The organism is Paenibacillus sp. S-12 (genome assembly GCF_030363895.1).
GTDB classification, from domain to species: domain Bacteria; phylum Bacillota; class Bacilli; order Paenibacillales; family Paenibacillaceae; genus Paenibacillus_B; species Paenibacillus_B alvei.
Window position 1 is genome coordinate 128,784 of sequence record NZ_JASIUF010000011.1, and the last position, 20,884, is coordinate 149,667.

20 protein-coding genes and 1 pseudogene are annotated in these 20,884 nt (G+C 41.9%); 4 read left to right on the plus strand and 17 right to left on the minus strand.

What is annotated here, in order from left to right; translation table 11 throughout:
* Positions 1-5: 5 nt before the first annotated feature.
* The 4 genes from NO352_RS10570 to NO352_RS10585 form a co-directional block, all read right to left on the minus strand.
* Positions 6-1,349 carry an MATE family efflux transporter gene (locus NO352_RS10570; RefSeq protein WP_289355596.1) on the minus strand — a complete coding sequence of 448 codons (1,344 nt, stop codon included), beginning with the start codon at positions 1,347-1,349 and terminating at the stop codon, positions 6-8.
* Between the two features lie 61 nt (positions 1,350-1,410).
* Complete coding sequence (arsC, locus tag NO352_RS10575) at positions 1,411-1,833, minus strand: arsenate reductase (thioredoxin) (RefSeq protein ID WP_289355597.1); 423 nt, start codon at positions 1,831-1,833, stop codon at positions 1,411-1,413.
* Between the two features lie 19 nt (positions 1,834-1,852).
* Complete coding sequence (gene arsB, locus NO352_RS10580) at positions 1,853-2,911, minus strand: ACR3 family arsenite efflux transporter (RefSeq protein WP_289355598.1); 1,059 nt, start codon at positions 2,909-2,911, stop codon at positions 1,853-1,855.
* A gap of 13 nt (positions 2,912-2,924) precedes the next feature.
* Positions 2,925-3,245: an ArsR/SmtB family transcription factor gene (locus tag NO352_RS10585; protein ID WP_005550673.1), complete on the minus strand. Its 321-nt coding sequence runs from the start codon at positions 3,243-3,245 to the stop codon at positions 2,925-2,927.
* 392 nt (positions 3,246-3,637) lie between these two features.
* On the opposite strand from NO352_RS10585, the gene NO352_RS10590 reads away from it, so the two are divergent.
* On the plus strand, positions 3,638-4,345 hold the full coding sequence (locus NO352_RS10590; RefSeq protein WP_262866719.1) for an AAA family ATPase: 708 nt from the start codon (positions 3,638-3,640) through the stop codon (positions 4,343-4,345).
* Between the two features lie 42 nt (positions 4,346-4,387).
* Here NO352_RS10590 and NO352_RS10595 read toward each other — a convergent pair whose 3' ends face one another.
* From NO352_RS10595 to NO352_RS10605, 3 genes are all read right to left on the minus strand, one after another.
* Positions 4,388-5,566: a S8 family peptidase gene (locus tag NO352_RS10595; RefSeq protein ID WP_289355599.1), complete on the minus strand. Its 1,179-nt coding sequence runs from the start codon at positions 5,564-5,566 to the stop codon at positions 4,388-4,390.
* Positions 5,567-5,604: 38 nt separating this feature from the next.
* Positions 5,605-6,045, minus strand: coding sequence for a hypothetical protein (locus NO352_RS10600; RefSeq protein WP_005550667.1), 441 nt, complete (start codon positions 6,043-6,045; stop codon positions 5,605-5,607).
* 75 nt (positions 6,046-6,120) lie between these two features.
* On the minus strand, positions 6,121-6,582 hold the full coding sequence (locus NO352_RS10605) for a hypothetical protein (protein WP_268620684.1): 462 nt from the start codon (positions 6,580-6,582) through the stop codon (positions 6,121-6,123).
* 398 nt (positions 6,583-6,980) lie between these two features.
* Here NO352_RS10605 and NO352_RS10610 point away from each other — a divergent pair, with 398 nt between their 5' ends.
* Positions 6,981-8,612 (plus strand): catalase, encoded by a 1,632-nt coding sequence (locus NO352_RS10610; protein ID WP_483311831.1) that lies wholly within the window; start codon positions 6,981-6,983, stop codon positions 8,610-8,612.
* A 125-nt stretch (positions 8,613-8,737) separates the two neighbouring features.
* Here the strand turns inward: NO352_RS10610 and NO352_RS10615 are convergent, their stop codons facing one another.
* Positions 8,738-9,382 carry a DJ-1/PfpI family protein gene (locus NO352_RS10615; protein WP_262866718.1) on the minus strand — a complete coding sequence of 215 codons (645 nt, stop codon included), beginning with the start codon at positions 9,380-9,382 and terminating at the stop codon, positions 8,738-8,740.
* 160 nt (positions 9,383-9,542) lie between these two features.
* Between NO352_RS10615 and NO352_RS10620 the strand changes: the two genes are divergently transcribed.
* Positions 9,543-10,145: a TetR/AcrR family transcriptional regulator gene (locus tag NO352_RS10620; protein WP_289355601.1), complete on the plus strand. Its 603-nt coding sequence runs from the start codon at positions 9,543-9,545 to the stop codon at positions 10,143-10,145.
* A 560-nt stretch (positions 10,146-10,705) separates the two neighbouring features.
* Here the strand turns inward: NO352_RS10620 and nadE are convergent.
* The 9 genes and pseudogenes from nadE to NO352_RS10665 all read right to left on the minus strand — a co-directional run bounded on the left by nadE (position 10,706) and on the right by NO352_RS10665 (position 19,377).
* Positions 10,706-11,524, minus strand: a complete 819-nt coding sequence (gene nadE, locus NO352_RS10625; RefSeq protein ID WP_289355602.1) for an ammonia-dependent NAD(+) synthetase — start codon at positions 11,522-11,524, stop codon at positions 10,706-10,708.
* An 18-nt stretch (positions 11,525-11,542) separates the two neighbouring features.
* A complete protein-coding gene (gene nadD, locus NO352_RS10630) occupies positions 11,543-12,157 on the minus strand; it encodes a nicotinate (nicotinamide) nucleotide adenylyltransferase (protein ID WP_005550654.1) in 615 nt (204 codons plus the stop codon).
* 16 nt (positions 12,158-12,173) lie between these two features.
* The gene (locus tag NO352_RS10635) at positions 12,174-13,658 is read right to left on the minus strand and encodes a nicotinate phosphoribosyltransferase (protein WP_289355603.1); all 1,485 of its coding nucleotides are present in this window, start codon (positions 13,656-13,658) and stop codon (positions 12,174-12,176) included.
* On the minus strand, positions 13,651-14,229 hold the full coding sequence (locus NO352_RS10640) for a cysteine hydrolase family protein (RefSeq protein ID WP_005550652.1): 579 nt from the start codon (positions 14,227-14,229) through the stop codon (positions 13,651-13,653). The genes NO352_RS10635 and NO352_RS10640 overlap by 8 nt, the downstream gene beginning before the upstream one ends.
* Before the next feature lie 159 nt (positions 14,230-14,388).
* Complete coding sequence (locus NO352_RS10645; RefSeq protein WP_005550651.1) at positions 14,389-15,165, minus strand: NUDIX hydrolase; 777 nt, start codon at positions 15,163-15,165, stop codon at positions 14,389-14,391.
* Between the two features lie 277 nt (positions 15,166-15,442).
* Positions 15,443-16,837: an aldehyde dehydrogenase gene (locus NO352_RS10650; protein WP_289355604.1), complete on the minus strand. Its 1,395-nt coding sequence runs from the start codon at positions 16,835-16,837 to the stop codon at positions 15,443-15,445.
* 135 nt (positions 16,838-16,972) lie between these two features.
* The gene (locus NO352_RS10655) at positions 16,973-17,275 is read right to left on the minus strand and encodes an ArsR/SmtB family transcription factor (protein ID WP_005550649.1); all 303 of its coding nucleotides are present in this window, start codon (positions 17,273-17,275) and stop codon (positions 16,973-16,975) included.
* A 157-nt stretch (positions 17,276-17,432) separates the two neighbouring features.
* Positions 17,433-18,557: pseudogene (locus NO352_RS10660) on the minus strand (alpha/beta hydrolase family protein); the annotation flags it as partial.
* Positions 18,558-18,744: 187 nt separating this feature from the next.
* Positions 18,745-19,377, minus strand: a complete 633-nt coding sequence (locus tag NO352_RS10665) for a LysE family translocator (RefSeq protein ID WP_289355605.1) — start codon at positions 19,375-19,377, stop codon at positions 18,745-18,747.
* Positions 19,378-19,818: 441 nt separating this feature from the next.
* Between NO352_RS10665 and NO352_RS10670 the strand changes: the two genes are divergently transcribed.
* Positions 19,819-20,661, plus strand: coding sequence for an SMP-30/gluconolactonase/LRE family protein (locus tag NO352_RS10670; protein WP_289355606.1), 843 nt, complete (start codon positions 19,819-19,821; stop codon positions 20,659-20,661).
* Positions 20,662-20,884: the final 223 nt, after the last annotated feature.

The following is a 20,884-nucleotide window of genomic DNA, read 5'->3' on the forward strand; positions in this document are numbered from 1 at the left end:
ATATGTTAAGCCGAAATTTGTGGAACTTTCATTTTGCGCAGTGTTCTCCTAAACCAGAAGATCAAAACGATTCCCTTGAACACACTGCTTAATGCAATAGACATCCACACCCCATTCAAGCCGAATGGTTCGGATAGAATCAGAGCTAGTGGTATTCGTAATGCTGTAAAGGTAATGCTGAAAATCGGTGGGATATGGGTTTTCCCGATTCCGTTAAAGGCACCTACCGTCATAAGCTCCATGCACATAAACAGTTGGGAATAACCAATGATCCGCATATAATCCGTCCCTAGCGCTAAACTCGCCTCATCAGATAAAAATACAGAGAAGAGCTGCCCAGGGAAGAGAATAAAGATGATCGATATAAAGATACCGAATCCCGACGTCAGCAACAAAGCTTGTTGGTATCCCTGCTGGATACGATCTAATCGACGCGCTCCATAATTTTGTCCAAAGAAAGCTGCAATAGCGCCTTGCAGCCCACCTATGGTCATGTAGGAGATTGACTCAATCTGAATACCGACTTTTTGAACCGCAATTGCATCCGAACCAAAGCGCACAATGATCTTTGCGATGATGATGGAAATCAATGTGAAGGTCACCCGTTGAATGGTGATCGGTAGTCCCAGTCGAATGACTTCTTTCATAAGGCTGCTATTCCATGCGGATGATTTGGTAATCAACTCGGAATGTCTTGTTTGAATAATAAATAATACCGTCACAAGAAGGTTTGCCATCAAAGTCGCAATAGCTGCCCCTACAACGCCCAATCCTTCAAATGATCCTACGCCAAAAATCAGTAAAGGATCGAGAATGATATTAAGAATAAGGCCAACCGTGAAGATATGAAACGGCTGCTTGCTGTTTCCCATCGCATTCAATATGGTCGCGAACAACATATTTACGACGGAAAAGACAGTACCCAAGATGGAGATTAATAAGAACTGCTTTGCCATCAATTCAACTTCACCACTACCTAAATCAAAGAACCCGACAAGCTGATCCTTTGTCAAAAAGACGAATGCCATATAAAGAAGGCTTAGCAAGACAGACATAATGAATCCATTTTTGATATAGGTCTTTGCTTTATCGCCCTCGCCTGCTCCCATACAATGGGACACCTTTATCCCCGTTCCGATCGTTATCATTGTGGCCAAAGCGATCGCTAGATTAATAAAGAAGCTCGCCGTCCCAATAGCTGCAACAGGGCCACTTCCGAGCCTGCCGACCCACATCATATCGACAAGTCCATAAGTTGTAGAGATGAAGTTGGTTGCTATGATTGGAAGTGATAGCTTCATCAAAGTCGGCATTATCTTACCTTGGGTTAAATCAGTTGTGCCTTTCATGTTACGTACTCCTTCATGCCCTAAGTAAAAACCGACCACAAGGGTCGGTTCAAAGCGTTGATTATTTTCCTTCTACTAGGAAACTTTCGATTCTGGCTTTGATTGCATCTCGCACCTCACGGAATTGAGTCATGATTTCCTCTTCGGTTCCAACGGCTTTCGCCGGGTCATCAAATCCCCAATGCCATTTCACCACTCGGGGATTTGAGATCGCAGGACAGTGCTCATCCGCATGCCCACAGAGGGTTACGACATAATCTGCACGATTGAGAGTCTCAGAATCGATCACATCAGAGGTGTGGTTCGATATATCAATTCCAGCTTCCTTCATCACTTGAACCGCTCTTGGATTCAAACCATGCGCCTCTAACCCTGCACTCTTGACCTCGTATTGATCGCTGCCTAACGCTTTTAGCCATCCATCTGCTATCTGGCTCCGACAAGAGTTTCCTGTACATAGAAAATAAATCAATGGCTTACTCATCCTTAATCTCTCCTAGCTCTTACTTATTTCGTGCAGACTCGAAATACTTCCGCTTTATCCACAGCGATACATTTACAAGCCCGATCAATACGGGCACTTCAACGAGCGGCCCAATTACCGCGGCGAATGCAACTCCTGAATCCAGACCAAATACGCCAATCGCTACAGCTATCGCCAGTTCGAAGTTATTGCTTGCAGCCGTAAATGATAAGGATGAAGCCACTGGGTAGGAGGTTCCTGACTTTTTCGATAAGAAGAAGGATACTAAGAACATCACCACAAAGTAGATGATCATTGGAATCGCAATACGAACTACATCAAGTGGCAGCTCAACAATTAATTCTGCTTTAAGCGTGAACATCAAGATAATCGTAAATAGTAGTGCAATCAGGGCCAGTGGACTAATCTTCGGAATTAACACTTGTTCATACCACTGTTGACCCTTCAGCTTGATTCCAATCACACGTGTCAGCAGCCCTGCTGCAAACGGAATTCCTAAGTAGATTAGCACGCTCTCTGCAATCTGTCTCATGGAGACATCAACAACAGCGCCTTCAACCCCAAACCAGCCTGGCAGCACTGTAATAAATACATACGTAAAAACGGAATAAAACAGGATCTGAAAGATCGAGTTGAATGCAACAAGACCTGCTGTGTAATCAGGATCTCCCTTAGCCAGATCACTCCATACCAAGACCATCGCAATACATCTTGCAAGCCCAATCATAATTAGTCCGATCATGTATTCAGGCATATCATTTAGAAACAAAATAGCTAATAAGAACATTAGAATCGGACCGATAATCCAGTTCTGCACTAAGGAGAGAAGGAGTACCTTCCAATCCTTAAACACCCGTCCAAGCTTTTCATACTTCACTTTTGCAAGCGGCGGATACATCATCACAATCAGACCTATAGCTAGCGGTACCGAAGTTGTTCCCATTTGCATGCTGGAAAGTACTTCGGAGAAATTAGGAACCTGATACCCTAACCCTAATCCAATGGCCATTGCCCCAAAGATCCAAAAGGTGAGATAGCGATCCAGAAAAGAGAGTCTCTTGGTGTTACCTTGACTCATAACATCCACCTCCTTATTCACACACCAACGCGTTTAATTTTTCCTGCTCTTTTTCCCCTACCTTCGGCAAATATTCAATTGCTTCTTTTAAATGAGGTTTACCCTCAATGGAAAGAGAATAAAAAATCCACTGTCCTCTTCGCTCCTCGACCACTAAACCCGCGTCCTTTAATTTACGAAGATGCTGGCTAATATTTGGTTGAGTCGTTTGCAATAGCGCAACTAAATGACAGACGCACATCGGTTGTTGAGATAAAAGTGAGACAATTCTAAGTCGAGTTTTATCACCTAACAACTTAAACTGTTCTGCCATTTCTTCTATTGAGATTATCATGTGCCGATTCACCTCCTTGATTTCCTGCTTATTATATAAGCAATTACTTATATAATCAACTGATTATTTATTGATGTCACACAATGTTCTTGTCCATTTTCGGTTAACGATAAAAAGCCTGTCATCCATTCAGCCCCTTTTTTAGATCCACTTTGATGAAATTTATCGGTAACAACGCGATTGATTCATTTCTATTAGTTTTCTTCTAGTTAAGAACGTGAATGAAATCCTCGAGCGTCCGTTCTCCCTATTCCAAAATCCCGGTTCTTCCCTCACGGCTTACCTCAAATCTTGATTTACATTTGAGGACATGGTATTTTTACCTTAACTGATAAAATTAATATGCAGCGAATAATTAAGAAAAAAATTTCTTCCCTAGAAGGAGGAAAACAATGTTTCTAAGAAGTGTAACGATCTTAAAGGAAAGAATGAATAACTTTCATGCGTATCCATTTTCCCTGCCGTTAATAAAGAGGATGGAATCCATAGATTTTTCAAATAAAGTTACTTTTTTTGTAGGTGAAAATGGCTCGGGCAAATCGACACTATTAGAAGCGATGGCCTATCAATGCGGGTTCAATACAGCAGGCGGAGGAAGAAACAATGCCTATTTTGTAGAGTCTTCTGAAGCTGCGCTTGGGAATTTCGTAAGATTATCCTGGTTCCCTAAAATAACTACGGGCTTTTTTTTGAGAGCAGAGTCTTTTTATGAATTTGCTTCACACATCGACCTCATAGGGGGATATCATTCGTATGGTGGTCGTTCCCTTCACAGCCAGTCTCACGGTGAATCTTTTCTGAGCTTGTTCAAACATAGATTCAAAGAAAGAGGAATATACTTGTTAGATGAGCCAGAGGCAGCACTATCACCAGCAAGACAACTGTCGCTGCTTCGAATAATAAAGGATCTGTCTGATTCATCACAATTCATTATAGCAACTCACTCACCTATTCTATTAGGTTACCCAGACGCCCAAATCATCAATTTCGATAGCAACCCTATATCACAGATCGCTTATGAAGATACCGATCATTATCAGATTACCCGGAGGTTTTTAGAGAATCGGCAGATCGTACTTAGGCATTTATTTGAAGATTAAAGGGATCGATAACTATCGATCCCTTTGTTTGTTTCTGCTATTCTATTTCACCATATCATCTAAGGCCTTCCATGCATCAACAAGGCCATGTCCATACAGTCTTTTTTCACCCATTTCGGTAGCTGTCCTATCCAAAATCTTACGGATGTCTTTGTTATCAAGTTGGGGGTTAGCCTGCCAAATCAGGGCAGCTACGCCTGCCACATGCGAAGAGGCCATTGAGGTGCCTAGGTTCATCGCATATTGGTTATTCAGTGACGTAGTAAATATACTTGCTCCAGGAGCCATCAATTCTAGGTCTTTACCCGAGGCCGAATAAAATGTTCGTTCATTTCTGCTATTTATTGCCCCTACAGCGATAACCTCTTTATATGCAGCAGGGTAAGCGATTGTATCGCCTTCGTTGAATCCATAATTTCCGGCGGCTGATACCAGTAACAGCCCCTTTTTGTAAGCTTCTTTCACAGCTTTCTTCAGTATTTTGCTGTCTGTAGTCGTCTCCAAGCTCAGATTAACGATGTTCATTTTATTTTGAATGGACCATTCTATCCCCGACACTACATCACTAATATTTCCATTAGCATTTGAATCTAAGACTTTAATTGCATACAGTTCAGATTCCGGGGCAATACCTAGGATACCTATATCATTATTTCGGGCACCGATAATTCCTGCCACTGAAGTGCCATGTCCGTGATCATCTAAATAATCTGGGTTTCCGTCGACGAAACTTATACCACCGAATACCAATAGATCGTCATGTTTATAGTCAATTCCAGAATCTATGATTCCAATCTTTATAGATTGTCCAGTAAAACCTTTCTCTTGAACTTTCAACGCATTTACTTTTTCAATTCCCCAAGGGATTTCCTGAGTTGATTGTGATAAGGGGACTGTCCCTTCAGGGTTTATGCCGCTCTCGGAAAGAGCTTCGATTTCTGGTGTACCTTTGATTTTGAGATCTGGCTCATAAAATTGAATTTGGGAGTAGTCGTTTAGTTTCGAAGCCTTGCCCTCTGAAATTTCCACCAGTACAACAGGCATTTCTTGATATTCTCTTACTATCTTGCCTTCCAGCGTATGAATTAGGTTGTAATCAATCGAGGTCTGAAATGAAATTAAATACCTTGTTTTAGCTTCTTGAGCTGATATGTATTCCTCTGCAAAAGTAAAAGATGCAGCCAACAAACATATTAAAAAGAGAAAACAGAACTTTCTCATAATAGGTCACAACCAATCTAATCGAAATGTATGGTTATTTACGCTTGGGAAAGCAGATAATCACAAACCTCAATCTGCATTCCTTGGTCTTTCATCGCTTTTATTAAAGACAATAGCAGGTCATCATCTGTAACAGGCCATATATCTGTGATTGCCTTTTTTACGTCATCCAATTGAATGGATTCATCACTGAATAAAAACGCAGTGGAATAACCCTCTTTCTTGAGACCAGAAGGTAATCTATTGCCAACGAGCTTTTCGGATAAAGCCATAAACAACCTATTGATCCGAGTTTGTTGGTCAGGTGTCATGCCGTAGGACAAAATAAAATCGTAGTAAGGATAGTTTCCATTGGAGATCTTACAGATCGATAAACGTAACACTTTATCTTCCAATACATTTATTTTTTCTTGCATCTCAAGAATTTGATTGCTTTGATTTCTAACTAGTTCTATTAACTCCGCAAGTCGTTGTTCCATTGTTCCATTCACCTCAAGTGCATAAATAGAAAGGGAGGAACATTGAAGATCCCTCCCCCTCTATATCGAATTTAATTACAGCAGAAGCCAGTCAACTGTCGTAGCAATTGCTTCAGCAATTGCCACACCGTATGAATCAGGAACACCTGCCATGCGAAGGCCATCAAGAACGATGGTTCTGATCGTTCCAGTCGCATAATCCCTTGCCGTATCGATTTTGGCTATTGCATTATCGATACCTTTCATGATTTTGCTGGAGTTGTTGGCAAAATATTTTGCCGTATCTTTATCAAGCCATTTTACAACATTGTAGAGTACATCGCCACCGGTTTTAACGGCTCCCTTAATTACACCGAGAGCACCTCTAACCAGCACACCCAACTTTCCGGAAGCTTCCACTTGTCCGTCCGTAACATTAACAGCTACAGATGTTACAGGGATAGTCTTTGCAGCAGCAAATGCTTGCGTTACCGGGAGAATTGCACTACAAGAAAGTACAGCGGCCATTGTAGTGAGTATTAATGATTTCTTGAACAATTGGGAAACCCTCCTGGAATGATAATGTGTGATGGAATAAATACCCATCACCGATAATGATTATATCATTCCATAATTAACCAAATTAGGTTCTAATGCACTATTTTGTAAACTATGAAATAAAAATTAGTGTAGAAAGCCCTGTTATATTGTCGAACTGCCAAAATATAAGATGTCTCCCTTCGCAACGAACGTGCCAAGCATGAGAGGTCTGGTGGCGCGATAACTTTAAAGAGTATGGGGATTTATAAATAATCCAGATGGTTATGAAATATAGATAAATTAACGTTATAAGATTGTTATACAACTCCCTAGTCGCTGTATAAATTACCCAATTAGATGTGAAAGATAAAGCTATCTATGATAAGGAGGTTTTTATTTTGGCGGAACCAAAAGATATGAATGCTTCAAACGAACAAGATGTAAAGCGTGAGACATTGACAACACGCCAGGGCCATCCTGTGAAGGATAACCAAAACATCCGTACAATTGGTAATCGCGGTCCGGCTACACTTGAAAATTACCATTTTATCGAAAAGATTTCCCATTTTGACCGTGAAGAGATACCGGAACGCGTCGTTCACGCACGAGGAACAGGAGCATTTGGATATTTTGAAACATACGGAAAAGTTGGAAACGAACCCGCAGAGAAGTATACTCGTGCAAAAGTATTTTCGGGTGCTGGGAAGAGAACGCCACTTATGGTTCGCTACTCTACAGTTGCAGGGGCGAAGGATTCGCCAGAAACGGCTCGTGACCCACGCGGGTTTGCGGTAAAAATGTATACAGAAGATGGAAACTGGGATCTAGTCGGAAATAATCTTAAAATTTTCTTTATTCGTGATGCGATGAAGTTTCCTGATATGATTCACGCGTTTAAAGCAGATCCAGCCTCGAATGTGCCGAACCCTCAGAGGATGTTTGATTTCGTTTCCCGTACACCTGAGGCAACGCATATGATTACCTTCCTATTTTCTCCATGGGGTATACCGGCAACATACCGTCACATGCAAGGTTCCGGTGTAAACACCTATAAATGGGTAAATGACAAGGGAGAAGCTGTGTTGGTGAAGTATCATTGGGAGCCGAAGCAAGGGATCCGTAACTTAACACAAGAAGAGGCAAACGAGATTCAAGCGAAGAACGTCGGCCATGCGACACAAGATTTATATGAAGCGATTGAGCGTGGCGATTATCCGGAGTGGGAGCTCTTTGTACAGATCATGGAGGATGATTATCATCCGGAGCTCGATTTTGATCCGCTTGATGATACGAAACTTTGGCCAGAGGATAGGTTCCCATGGTTGCCGGTGGGTCGGATGGTTCTTGATCGAAATCCAGTAGATTTCCATTCAGAGATTGAGCAAGCAGCCTTTGGCACAGGGGTTCTCGTTGATGGAATGGATTTTTCAGACGATAAAATGCTGCAAGGCCGTACTTTTTCTTACTCTGATACGCAGCGTTATCGAATAGGTGCGAATTATTTGAAATTGCCTGTGAATGCGCCAAAAGCGCCTGTTCGCACGAATCAGCAGCGTGGCCAAATGGATATCCGTGATCCGAAAGAATCTGGAGGAAATCCACATATTAACTATGAGCCATCCATGCTCGGCGGCTTTCAGGAAGCAAGCAAGGAAGATCGTGTACCACACCAACCTATGTATCATGCGGCAGCAATGAGTGCGCCAATTGACCGTCCTAACAACTACGGTCAGGCTGGACACACGTACCGTAGCTTTGAAGATTGGGAACGCGATGAATTGATCAAAAACCTTTCTGAAGCACTTGCAATTTGCGATAAACGAATCCAAGAAGCTATGATAGATCACTTCACACAAGCCGATGAACAATATGGCCAACGTGTGAAGGAAGGTATTGAAAAGAAAATGAAAGAACTTCAGGAAATAAAGGCGGAAAATAAAGTGCCTGGCCAGGAATCGGGCAAATCGAAATATGGTCAAGGTACATTATCTGCGAACGAAGCAACAAAAGATGCTGTAAAGAAAAGCCACGAAGCCGATCCCTATTAATTAACGGTTCACCGTACAAGATCATAAAAGGCAGCTGATCAAAGGAAGTCGGCTGCCTTTAACTGTCTTTCTTGGGCTATCGTTATTATTCGTCCAACCGTTCTGGCCCTAAGTCATACATTGGGCTACCGTTTATCAAACTCTTGCAACATCCCTCTTATTTGTTCAACCAGTAATGCGGGCGCTTTCTTGGGTGAACCAGCATCGAATGGAGGTTGAGGATCATATTCCAAAATCAATTGGACCCCTTTACTGATATCTTCTCCGAACTCCCATGCTACTATATGGAGTGCCATATCGATACCCGAGGATACACCGGCTGCTGTAACGATTTTACCCTGTCGAACCACCCTCTCATCAGTTGGAATGGTGCCAAGCGATCTGAGCAGGTCAAAGGATCCCCAATGACAAGTGGCTATGGTTCCGTTTAATATGTCTGCGGCGCTTAAAATCAAAGATCCGTTACAAACTGACGTTGTCCATTTCGTTGTTTTATGGATTTGACGAATCCAATTTAACGTAACTTGATCATTCATTGGAGTTTTATAATTTGGCGGACTGCAGCCTGGAACAACCAGAATATCAGCCGAATCAACTTCAGAAAAATCGTAATCGGCGTGCAAATATCCCATACTTGAGTCCAATTTTATTAACCCTTTTTTCTTAGCGACAAACTTTACTTCACATTTCATCGTTGCAGCAAATACCTCGTATGGACCAATTGCATCTAATGCTGTGACTCCATCGAAAAGCATGATTGCGATTTTCATAATGATTCCTCCTTCGTTAACTAAATTTCGGGTGTCAATTTACTCTTCTCATCTCCATTTAAAAGAGACCGATCAGTCCCTTTTATGGTAACTTACTGTATGTTCATGTACAACTGAAATATGTTACACTTTTTTAACAGAATAAATGATGGAGGATATTATGCGTAAAGGTGAACAGACACGAAGGCACATCGTCCTAAAATCGGCAGAATTATTTAATCAGAAAGGGTATGCTGGCTGTTCATTGCATGACATTATGGAGGCTACAGGACTGCAAAAGGGGGCAATTTACCGGCATTTCAAAAGTAAAGATGAGATTGCTTCAGAGGCGTTTGATTTCGCGATTGAAACGGTCGCTCAACATTTTACTGAAGCGATATCCAATGCTACTACCGTTCAGGGGAAAATAGGCTCCCTTTTTGATGTATATGAAGATGTAATAAATAATCCCCCAATAAAAGGGGGATGTCCGTTGCTGAATACCGCCGTAGACAGTGATGATACCAACTCGCTTCTAAGGGAAAAGGCGCTTCGAGTTCTCCGCACCTTTCTCACCATGATTGAAGAGATTATCGAAGAAGGTATTCAACTCGGAGAGCTAAAGCCTAATATCGATACAAAAGCGGTGGCTTCCTTCATTGTTGCAATTTTTGAAGGAAGTATTATGGCTAGCAAACTAGAAAGAGATAATAAGCACGTCGCCTACAGCAAGCAGCAGGTACAGCGTTATTTATTGATGCTACAAACGGATGCTAAATTCTAAATTACATGTTTTTGGCGCGACCCCGATTCAGAGAGTGACCATCATTGGAAAAAGGAAGTGCTCATGCAGATCCCCGAGCGGGTCTGCTCCCGTGTTTCAGAAAGCCCGGATCAAGCTCATAGGCAGCAAGCCCCGGCTTTTACATTCAGCAATTTTCTTTTATATAAGACGGATTGTCAAGCTAAGTACGACAGTTCATCCATGAAAGCTTCGAGAGCAGACATCCAGCCTAGACATTTAGAGGACAATTGTTAAGGAGATAGAAACGCCCCATAATATGGTGGAATTGCTTGAACTAAGTGCCAGCCTTCCTGTTATATGAAATATGCTAATCCTCTAGGAACAACCAGCACCGCCTCGTTAGTTCCCTACTTGATATACTTCAGTCTAACGCTTAATTTTTAGGCTAGTACTTCTATTTTTTACATCACTTTAGAAAAACCGTGGTGTTCGCAGCTCCTACTATCATGATGCTAGTCAATCAGCCATCTACACCAACGAGCCCCTTTCGAAAAAGAGGCTCTTAGCTTAGTAGCTTACGAGAATCTAGTCTGTTTTCCTTACTTCCACCATTGGTCGAATGGTGTTACAGGCAGTTCCCGTTTATGTTGTGTCACCGCGTAGCGGTTCTCAATACTCAATTTCGCGTCTGGAGCAACTTCGTTGCCGATTAGGTATTCATCAAGTACGGCATATTCCAAACCAAGCTCAGTTTCATCGGATTGCTGCGGTTTGTTGTCGAGTAGATCGGCTGTTGGCGTCTTCAGATATAGACGTTCTTGTGCGTGCAGCTCGATCAAGAGTTCACGCCCTTGACTTTTTGTAAGTCCAGCTAGCGGGAGAATATCAGCTCCCCCATCACCAAACTTGGTAAAGAAGCCAGTGATTGCTTCTGCGGCATGATCGGTTCCCACTACAAGGCATTGATGCTCGCCTGCGACAGCATACTGTGCAATCATTCGCATTCTTGCCTTCACGTTCCCTTTGTGGTAATCCGTAAGGGCTTTTCCGTCAGCACTCTTATATGCTTCTGCAAATACATTTACAGGAGCCTCAATATTGAACGTAAGCGTATCATCAGGAGTAATGAATTGCAAAGCAAGCTGGGCATCATCCTCATCTTGTTGTCTCCCATAAGGCAGACGGATCGCAATAAACTTGGCTTCATAGCCTTCTGCACGAAGCTCTTCAACCGCCAATTGGGATAATCGTCCTGCAAGTGTCGAATCCTGCCCCCCGCTGATTCCTAAGACAAATCCTTTCGCTCTAGCTGTACGGCAATAATCTTTAAGGAAATCCACCCGAATACGGATTTCTTCCGCAGGTACAATCGTATGTTTTACATGCAGTGCGTTGATAATATCTGTTTGCTTATTCATATCCCGCTTCCCCTTTCACTATTTGTATAGGCGATTGATTCTAATGTATTCGTAAACCTGATCAGGAACCAAGTAGCGAGGTTCTCCGCCCATTTTGAATTCTTCTCTAATATAACTAGAGCTGATCTCCATGGCCAGCCCCTTGTCGATCAAATGAAACGTATGGCCATCATCTGCATTCCGAAGAATTGGAGATTTGCTAATGGCCGACAGCATATTGATGCCGTCTCTTGCCATGACAATGAACTTATTTTCACGAATTAGCTCTTCTGCCCGCTTCCATTTCCCTTCACCGATATCGACGAGCAGATCAGCCCCCATGATGAAATACACTTCGTCATTCGGATATTTCGCTCGAAAATGCTTCATAGTTTGGTACGTCGCGATTTCCCAAGCAGGTTGATTCATTTCAAAATCGTCAACTTCAAATTTGTCGTTGCCCTCTATCGCAGTACGAACCATGTTCATCCGATGTTCATCCGAAACGTTCAACTGTTTATCTTGCCGCTTACTGGAACAAGGCAGGAAAATCACCTTGTCCAGCTTGCAGCGATGCGCTACGGTGCTTGCTGTCCAAAGATGGACATTCGTGACCGGGTCAAAGGATGATCCGTAAATACCGATTTTCGCCACCGCATCCAGCCTCCTTCTAAGCTTTGAGAGCCGCTTGAACTTTATTTCGTACTTCTTCAATCAATCGCATCTTATTATTCCAGCATGCTTGACTGAGGTTAACCGGGTATTCTGCTGGATTGAGAGTACGTTTATATTCATCCCACAACACATTGAGATTTTCTTTTACAAACTCCCTAATTTCATCAAGCGTAGGTACATCGTACACCAAGTCGCCATTTTCAAAGATGGCATGATGAAGTTCTCTCGCTTCAAATCCCGTTACGAATTTTGCGATATACGTGTGAATGGGATGAAACATGTGCAAGCGCTGTTCCGACTGCGGTTCTTCATGTTCCAATGCAATGTAGTCGCCTTCCGATTTCCCATTCGCCTTGTTGACGATGCGGAATACACGTTTGCGTCCAGGGGTCGTAATCTTTTCAGGATTCGAGCTGATTTTGATCGTATCGACCATATCTCCGTGTTCGTCTTCTATCGAGATCAGCTTGTATACGGCACCCAAAGCGGGTTGATCATACGCTGTAATCAGCTTGGTGCCAATGCCCCACACGTCAATTTTAGCCCCCTGTGTTTTCAGGTTCATGATGGTTTGTTCATCAAGATCGTTTGATGCATAGATTTTGGCATTGGGAAAGCCTGCTTCATCCAGCATTTTGCGAGCTTCTTTCGATAAGTACGCCAAGTCTCCGCTATCAAGTCGGATGCCTTTAAAGTGGATTCGATCACCGAACTCTTTCGCCACTTTAATTGCCGTAGGGACACCGGATCTCAGTGTGTCATAGGTATCAACAAGGAATACGCAGTCTTTATGCGTGTCAGCATAGGCTTTAAATGCCCTATATTCATCACGATAGGCTTGAACCATTGCATGAGCGTGTGTGCCCGAGATAGGGATGCCAAATAACTTCCCTGCCCTTACATTCGATGTTGCTTCGAACCCCGCAAGGTAAGCAGCTCTCGTCCCCCAAATCGCGGCATCCAGTTCTTGCGCTCTTCGTGTTCCGAACTCCATGCAATGATCATCAACCGCAACTTGCTTCACACGAGATGCCTTTGTTGCAATAAGGGTTTGATAATTAACGATATTTAGGATCGCAGTTTCAATGAGCTGTGCTTCGGTTAGTGCTGCTTCAATTCGCATAATCGGTTCATTCGCAAAAACCAGTTCCCCTTCTTTCATCGAATGAACGGTTCCTGTGAAGCGAATCGTCCGAAGGTAGTCCAGATATTCTTCGTTGTATCCTTCTTCCTGAAGATAACTCAAATCACTCTCGGTAAAGCAAAAGTCATTCAAATAACGAATGACCCGCTCCAAGCCTGCAAAGATCGCATATCCGTTCTGGAATGGAAGCTTGCGGAAGTATACTTCAAATACTGCCTTACGGTTATGCATGCCATGTTGCCAGTAGACCTGCGCCATATTAATTTGATATTTATCGGTATGCAGCGCGAGACTGTCATCACCATGATTGAAAACCGGAAGCTCAATTTTATTCATCTTTGTTTTCCTCCTTTTTGACTACTGCAGCTCCGAGCGATCCTTTGAAATGTCTAAGCGCCCATACATGACCTTCTGCATCAAAGCTTGCAACGGCATCCTCATGAACGACAATATCGAAGCTTTTATTGTAAGCATCTACTGCGGTGTGGAGTACGCAAATGTCTGTACAAACGCCTACAAGATGAAGTTCAATGATTCCTCTTGATCGAAGTTGAAGTTCTAAGTCCGTTCCAGCAAATGCACTGTATCTTGTTTTGTCCATCCAATAGACATTATTTGCGTCTTTATTTGCTTGATACAGATCCTCCAATTGACCGAAAAGCTTCCGACCATCGGTTCCCTCAATGTTGTGCGGCGGGAACAGCTTCGTTTCCGGATGGAATGCGTCATTCTCCTTATGCATGTCGATAGCGAAAACAACGAAATCACCGCTTAGAATAAACTCTTTCGTAATTTCAGTCATTCGCCCTTCAATCGCTTGCCCTGGTTCTCCACAAGTCAATGCCCCATCCGCAGCAACGAAGTCCTTTGTATAGTCAATATGAATGAGCGCTTTTTTCTTGTTCATTCTAGACTCCTCCTCTAATTTAACTATTGTATAATTGTTAATTGAATAGGGTAAAAAGAGTAGTGACAATAAAGTTAGAATAGCACCTTACCCATCACACATCGATTTCGAAATGCTATTTACTTTAGTCACCATCTTATTGTAATCATCTATCATCAATCACATTCTGGTATGGTAAATGGATTTGTTCAGATCCATTTCGACGAATCGGTACAACTGTGTCGGTCGTTTCGATGTTCGGGTTGTCTTCTTCCCTTCAACCTCTTGGATAAAGGGCAAAGATTTGATCTTTCTTGCAAATGCCGATTCCAACGCAATTGCGGAATCATCTGTGACCGTAAGGAGAACGGCTTGCAGCTCCGAATATGTGAATTCTTCGGGCAGAAATTCCTTGGCGACAGTCGTTTCGAGCAGCTTCTGGCGAATCACATGAATCGCATCTGCAATGATTTGTGCGTGATCAAAAGCAAGCTCGAGATTCATGACCTCTTTTACGGAGAACAATTGAACATCCGAAGCATCATCGTTTGCCTGTCTTTGGGACAACTTGTGTTCTGGAACTATTGCAAAGTGGGCATTTGTAATCATCCAGCCCCGCGGATCGCGTCCTGGTTTATCGTAAACGCCGTAATGTTCAAGGTGAATGTTCTCAACGCCTGTTTCTTCTTGCAGCTCGCGTTGTGCACATTCATAGGCAGTCTCATCTGGATTGACGAAGCCACCAGGCAATGCCCACTTGCCTGCTTCGATATTTGGCTTTCCTTCACTGTTAAGTTCACTCCGCTGGATGAGCATAATCTTGAGATCCATCTCGGGCGGTTTGAATTCTTGGATTGTAACAGGCAATATCGTAAATACAGCAATGTCCGATGTATATCCATCCGGCGTTCGATATTGTTTGACATCATATTGTGCTAAGGCTTCTTTGTTTGACATGGTAAGCACAACCCTTTCTCTCTTTTAACAATTACCAATGTGTTAATTGTATAATAAGAGTAATTCAACCTTTTGTCAACCTATATATTCCATGTTTTAAATAAACCAGTCGCACACCAATAGGAGCAGCTGCTCGGCAAACTGCTCCTTGCTTCAATAGATCCCTAACTCGTTAAAAAGGCAAACCAGTTGCTCCCACCACTAATGCTACCGTTTCCATATTCAACTCGTTCCCATCCATGTTATTGTCCTAATGATATCTGTAAGAGATAGTATTCTAATTTAAAAACTTTCTAACCAATCTCAGCTTCTTATCGTTGTAAGGAGGTAAAATAAAACGGGTATCGATTTTTGTGGTCTTCTTCACAATGCTCTTATGATGTGAAAAAAGGTCGAAACTGTATTTCCCGTGATAGGCGCCTATCCCCGAATTTCCAACGCCACCGAATGGCAAATAACGATTCGCAATGTGAAGAATCGTATCGTTTACACATCCTCCCCCAAATGAGATTCTTCGCAACACCTCTTCCTCACATTTCTTATCCTCGGTAAACAAGTACAAGGCCAACGGTTTTGGACGTTCATTAATCGCATAAATTGCACGATCTAACTGCTCGTATTCCATAATCGGTAGAATCGGTCCGAAAATCTCGTCTACCATAACCGCATCAGTCCAAGATTTTGCTTCTAGCAATGTTGGTTCGATATACAATTTCTCTCTTATTGATTTACCGCCAACTATTACGTTATCTTGATCTTTTTCCAGAATTGAAGTCAATCTATCGAATTGGCGCTCATTCACAATACGGCCATAGTCCTTACTTTCCATCGGATTTTCTCCATAGTAACTCACGATGACCTCTTTCATTTTTGAAATAAGAGCGTCTTTGATTTCCGAATGTACCAACATGTAATCAGGCGCAATACAGGTTTGGCCTGTATTCATAAACTTGCCCCATACAATTCTTTTCGCTGATAATTCTAAGTTCGCAGTCTTGTCCACAATGACAGGGCTCTTCCCTCCAAGTTCTAAGGTTACGGGAACCAGATTCTTGGCAGCAGCCTCCATCACGATCTTTCCCACTTGTACACTTCCTGTGAAAAAGATATAGTCAAAAGGGGCATGAATAAGTGCTGACGTTGCTTCCTTCTCCCCTTCTACGACGCGGATGTAACTCTTGTCAAAGATCTCGTTTAACATTTCATGAACGACTCGCGTTGTGTGAGGTGTATGTTCCGAAGGTTTAAGTACCGCACAATTTCCTGCAGCAATTACTCCAATAAGAGGTTCAATCAGCAATTGGAACGGATAATTATAAGGTCCTATAATGAGTACTGTCCCATATGGCTCTTTGATTATGCGGCTTCTTGACGGCCATAAGGCTATGGGGGTTTTTGCCTTCTGGGGCTTCATCCATTTCTTCACATGCTTCATCGTGTTCTTAATACTATCCAATACAAAGCCGATCTCCGTTGAATACGCCTCATATTCGCTTTTCCCTAAATCCTGATACAGTGCTTGTGTAATTTTATCTTCATTACGCTTAATACCCTCTTTTAATTTTTTCAGCTGTTCAAGGCGAAATTCTAGAGTACGTGTTGCCCCTTTTTGAAAAAATTTCTTATGTTCCGCAAGAATGCATTCAGTGTCCACCTTCTCTATTTGATTCATTCCGAATCACTCCTTATCTATTCTCACCGCATAAACACCTTATGCTCTTATCCATTCAACAATTCCGAACACCTAAATATCTAAACGTTCAAACTCTTCGACATATATATGATTATAAATGCCTTTAGATTTGTTCTAAAGGCACTCATCTTCAAGTAACAATAATAGTTTTTTTAACGAATCAACAGCAGTATCCAAGGTTACGGAATAATAACGCTCTGTACCGATCTTCTCCATCGTAACTAATCCTTGATCCCGCAGCAGTTTTAAATGATGAGAAATCGCAGGACGCGATAATGTAGATTGGGCTGTAATTTCACCAACTGACATTGGCCCCTGTTCACTAAGCCACAGGATGATATCTTGGCGATGCGGATCAACTAACAATTGGAAAAAAGGGATACATGTGCGAAATTGTTCGAATGCCTGTTTTCCCATATTCTATCCTTTCTTCATGACGTTGTAACGAAAGGTTTAAATACGTAAACGTTTTGTTGGAGTCATTCTAATCCATTCTCCAATCATCGTCAAGTTTATTGAAATGGAAATATTCCGTCATGAAAATGGACTTGAGACCTGATGTTGAGATACATCGCTAATTCATTTTAAAATTGACTTCCGGGTAAATGGCTGCCAGTCTGTCCAATGCCGAGCTGTCGATTGTCTGTTTCACATAAAGGTCAAAAAAAAGCGAGGCTAAACTCGTTAATAATACGATGACACGTCGCGGATCTTCGCCTGGACTTCGCAAGAAGGTGAAATCAAATGAAAATCAGAGTAGCTCGTATGATCCGTGTGAGGAATGACTATCGACATGTCTCCACCGGCAAGAGCACGCTCATTGCGAACCTTGAATGCTGTGTGATCCTCATCTGGATCTTCGTTGATCTCTGCACTCATGAGCAGAAACGGTTTGCCGATTCCTGCTTCTGTAACCGTTGTCCCATATAACAGACCGCCCATGTTAATTGCTGCTTTGATACGGTTGTCTTCGAAAAGCATTTGTGCAGCGGTAGCTCCACCGTAAGAATGGCCGAACATCCCGATTCGAGTGGTGTCGATCCTTCCCGTAAAGCGGTTGTCTACATCCCCTTGATTAAGCTTCTCCACTTGATTTAGCACAAAAGCGGCATCTTCCTTCCATAATTGGATATGGCGATCTCTTTCAGCAAGATTAATTAGATTACCGGACTGAAAGTATGCGGTTCGACCGTCTGGAAAGACGGTAGCCGCAGCGTCATAGGCATGATCGATACATAACACAATATAACCTTGACTTGCTAACTCTTCGACCTGAAACGTATTTTGATTGCGAAAACCGTTTAAACATGGGAAAAGATCAATACGGGATAACGGCTCTCTGCGTCTGATAGCAGGGCTTCCGTGAACGCATTCGATTTCACCAAATTCAGATGACTCAATACGAATGCCGGGATGGACAAATCTTCTTCCAATCCCTTTGCAAACTCATGCGCGTTTCGGATATAAGGCTCACGATTTCCCTCGCCTTTATTACTTGTAGGATAATACATCTGTACCATTAGCTCGCGCCGATCATTCGGATCTGATGTAGAAGGTTCCTCCTGCCGATATCAACCCAATGATACAGCGTCGTACCGACCATAAATAGTCCGGTTGGTTTGGTAAATAAAGATACAGGCATGAGTGCGGGCAATACGATCGCAACAGAGAAATAAAGGACAAGCAACAATGTGCGAATCGTGATCGCAAACCTGTTTCTAGGGCTCTCTTACTGTTTTGTAAGATTGGAGAAGTAGGCACCATAGTTATTCCTTTACACCTAAGCTAAAAATAAAAAGACCCGCAAAACTAATACGGGCCGGACTGTAACGTTACGATTTGTTCTGTCTGTAAAGAATCGTCTACTTAAAATGTTTTTTTGAGCTTTATTGAGGAGCTTTGGTTCGAAGAAGATGTAAACCTAATCCAATAAAGAGTATGCCGGTAATTTTGTTTAAATACGCACTCAGCCTTTGGTTTGCTTTTATTTTTCGGGTAACATAAGAAGAGAAATAGGCAATAAATAGGCACCATAACAACCCAGTGATTGAAAAAGTAAGCCCTAAAATGATAAATGGGATTGGACTAGAGCTCTTTGTATCAATAAATTGCGGGAGAAAGGCAATGAAGAATAATGATACTTTTGGGTTCGTAAGACTCGTCAGCATCCCTTGTATATATATTTTTCTTAGATTTTCTTTTTGGGATTCAGATGTACTGAAGCTTGCATTCGTTTTATCAAGTAGCATTTTAATTCCTAAATATATTAAATAAATGACTCCAACCATCTTAATTATGTTGAAAACCAATATTGACTTTGTAAGAATAATGGATAACCCAAATGCAACTAACAAGGTATGGATTAATGAACCGCTAATGATTCCAAAAACAGAATATACACCTGCTTTTCTTCCTTGTGAAATACTTCTGCCTACAATATACATTGTGTCTGCTCCGGGAATTAAATTCAGTAAAATTCCAGTAAGCAAAAATACTTCGTAATTGACTATTCCGTACATTTAAGACTACCACCTCTTTATACTGCCTACTTTGACGATAATAAATTAACGAAAGAAAGACAGGAAGAACTGCTTAAAGCTTTCATGCTCGCGCCTTGATGAGAAGATGCAATGTGAACATTAACAGCGCTGGTGTCTGTTTTAGCATTTGGCCAAGCTGCCTCGGCTTTTGAAATCGCTCAAACTGTAAACAAAAGTCACAATGTCTATATCGACAAATAGCTTCGGATTACACTTAGGTGCCTGAGCCCGCCGTAATTCACACTCAAAACGCAAAAGTTACCTACTTTGCATGGTCGATTGTTGGTCATGTCATTAACTTGCAATTATTGCACCGACCGTCTTTCGATAAGAGAATTTTTGCATTAAGCGTACTTTTTTGACTTAGCGGTAAATAACATTCTAAGTGAATCCAGGTATTAAGGAAAGGAGATTTTAACCATGCGGTTTGAGTTATTTAAGAGCAAAATTCTAACGGATGGATTTACAAACAAAATAGAAGGTCCTTCATGCGATAAAGACGGGAATATTTACGCCGTAAATTATCAAAGAGATGGCACGGTTGGCAAAGTAACTCCAAATGGAAAAAGCAGTGTCTTTATTGCATTGCCCCCGGATAGTATCGGATGCGGGACACGTATTGACCCTAATGGAACTTTGTACATTGCAGATTATAAAAAACATAATATATTCGCCGTTAACCTTGAAACGAAAGAGATCAGTATACATGCTAATAACCCTTCAATGAATCAGCCTAATGATTTAGCGATAACCGAACAAGGTGTTTTATTCGCTAGTGACCCTAACTGGTTCCAACAAAATAAGGGACAATTGTGGAGAATTCTTACAAATGGAAACACGCATTTATTAGAAAGGAATATGGGAACGCCAAATGGAATTGAGGTGAGTCCTGACGGAAAAAAATTATATGTGAATGAATCATTGGAAAGAAAAATATGGGTATATGATCTATCTAGTACGAATGAATTGAGTAATAAACGCTTATTGATAGAGTTTCGGGATTTTGGACTTGATGGAATGCGTTGTGATGTGGCAGGCAATTTGTTTGTTACTCGCCCTGAAAAAGGTGTGGTAGCGAAGATTTCCCCTGATGGTCAATTGCTGGGTGAAATTTATCTTATTGGTAAAAACTGCACCAACCTTACATTTGGGGGGCCTGATGGAAGAACCTGCTATGTGACAATGTCTGATACAGGAAGCATTGAAATGTTTCAATCCGATGTGCCTGGAAGGTGTTGGAGTTTGTTGCATAGAAGTTTTTAGATTAAGGTTGCGATAACGGTGATTTTAGCAACCCTCGTCCCCCTTTTCTACCCTTCCATCTCATTTCTTCAATTATGTGCATATATCCGTGTCGTAAAGCGATTAAGCCCATATGTTTTTTGTCGTTGCCTTGCGACAGAAACATATGGGCTTTGAATAACAAAACCTCCTATTAGACCAATTAATTCTAGTTATTCCAACGCTGGTCGTGTGTAAGTATTTA

Coding starts and splice junctions, on each gene's coding strand:
- nadE (WP_289355602.1), bottom strand. CDS start 11,524: ATGAATAAGCAAACAGATATTATCAACGCACTGCATGTAAAACATACG.
- NO352_RS10585 (WP_005550673.1), bottom strand. CDS start 3,245: ATGATAATCTCAATAGAAGAAATGGCAGAACAGTTTAAGTTGTTAGGT.
- NO352_RS10610 (WP_483311831.1), top strand. CDS start 6,981: ATGAATGCTTCAAACGAACAAGATGTAAAGCGTGAGACATTGACAACA.
- NO352_RS10595 (WP_289355599.1), bottom strand. CDS start 5,566: ATGAGAAAGTTCTGTTTTCTCTTTTTAATATGTTTGTTGGCTGCATCT.
- NO352_RS10615 (WP_262866718.1), bottom strand. CDS start 9,382: ATGAAAATCGCAATCATGCTTTTCGATGGAGTCACAGCATTAGATGCA.
- NO352_RS10590 (WP_262866719.1), top strand. CDS start 3,638: ATGTTTCTAAGAAGTGTAACGATCTTAAAGGAAAGAATGAATAACTTT.
- NO352_RS10655 (WP_005550649.1), bottom strand. CDS start 17,275: ATGGGAAAACAGGCATTCGAACAATTTCGCACATGTATCCCTTTTTTC.
- NO352_RS10645 (WP_005550651.1), bottom strand. CDS start 15,165: ATGTCAAACAAAGAAGCCTTAGCACAATATGATGTCAAACAATATCGA.
- NO352_RS10640 (WP_005550652.1), bottom strand. CDS start 14,229: ATGAACAAGAAAAAAGCGCTCATTCATATTGACTATACAAAGGACTTC.
- NO352_RS10620 (WP_289355601.1), top strand. CDS start 9,543: ATGCGTAAAGGTGAACAGACACGAAGGCACATCGTCCTAAAATCGGCA.
- arsC (WP_289355597.1), bottom strand. CDS start 1,833: ATGAGTAAGCCATTGATTTATTTTCTATGTACAGGAAACTCTTGTCGG.
- arsB (WP_289355598.1), bottom strand. CDS start 2,911: ATGAGTCAAGGTAACACCAAGAGACTCTCTTTTCTGGATCGCTATCTC.
- NO352_RS10570 (WP_289355596.1), bottom strand. CDS start 1,349: ATGAAAGGCACAACTGATTTAACCCAAGGTAAGATAATGCCGACTTTG.
- NO352_RS10650 (WP_289355604.1), bottom strand. CDS start 16,837: ATGAATCAAATAGAGAAGGTGGACACTGAATGCATTCTTGCGGAACAT.
- NO352_RS10635 (WP_289355603.1), bottom strand. CDS start 13,658: ATGAATAAAATTGAGCTTCCGGTTTTCAATCATGGTGATGACAGTCTC.
- NO352_RS10600 (WP_005550667.1), bottom strand. CDS start 6,045: ATGGAACAACGACTTGCGGAGTTAATAGAACTAGTTAGAAATCAAAGC.
- NO352_RS10670 (WP_289355606.1), top strand. CDS start 19,819: ATGCGGTTTGAGTTATTTAAGAGCAAAATTCTAACGGATGGATTTACA.
- NO352_RS10665 (WP_289355605.1), bottom strand. CDS start 19,377: ATGTACGGAATAGTCAATTACGAAGTATTTTTGCTTACTGGAATTTTA.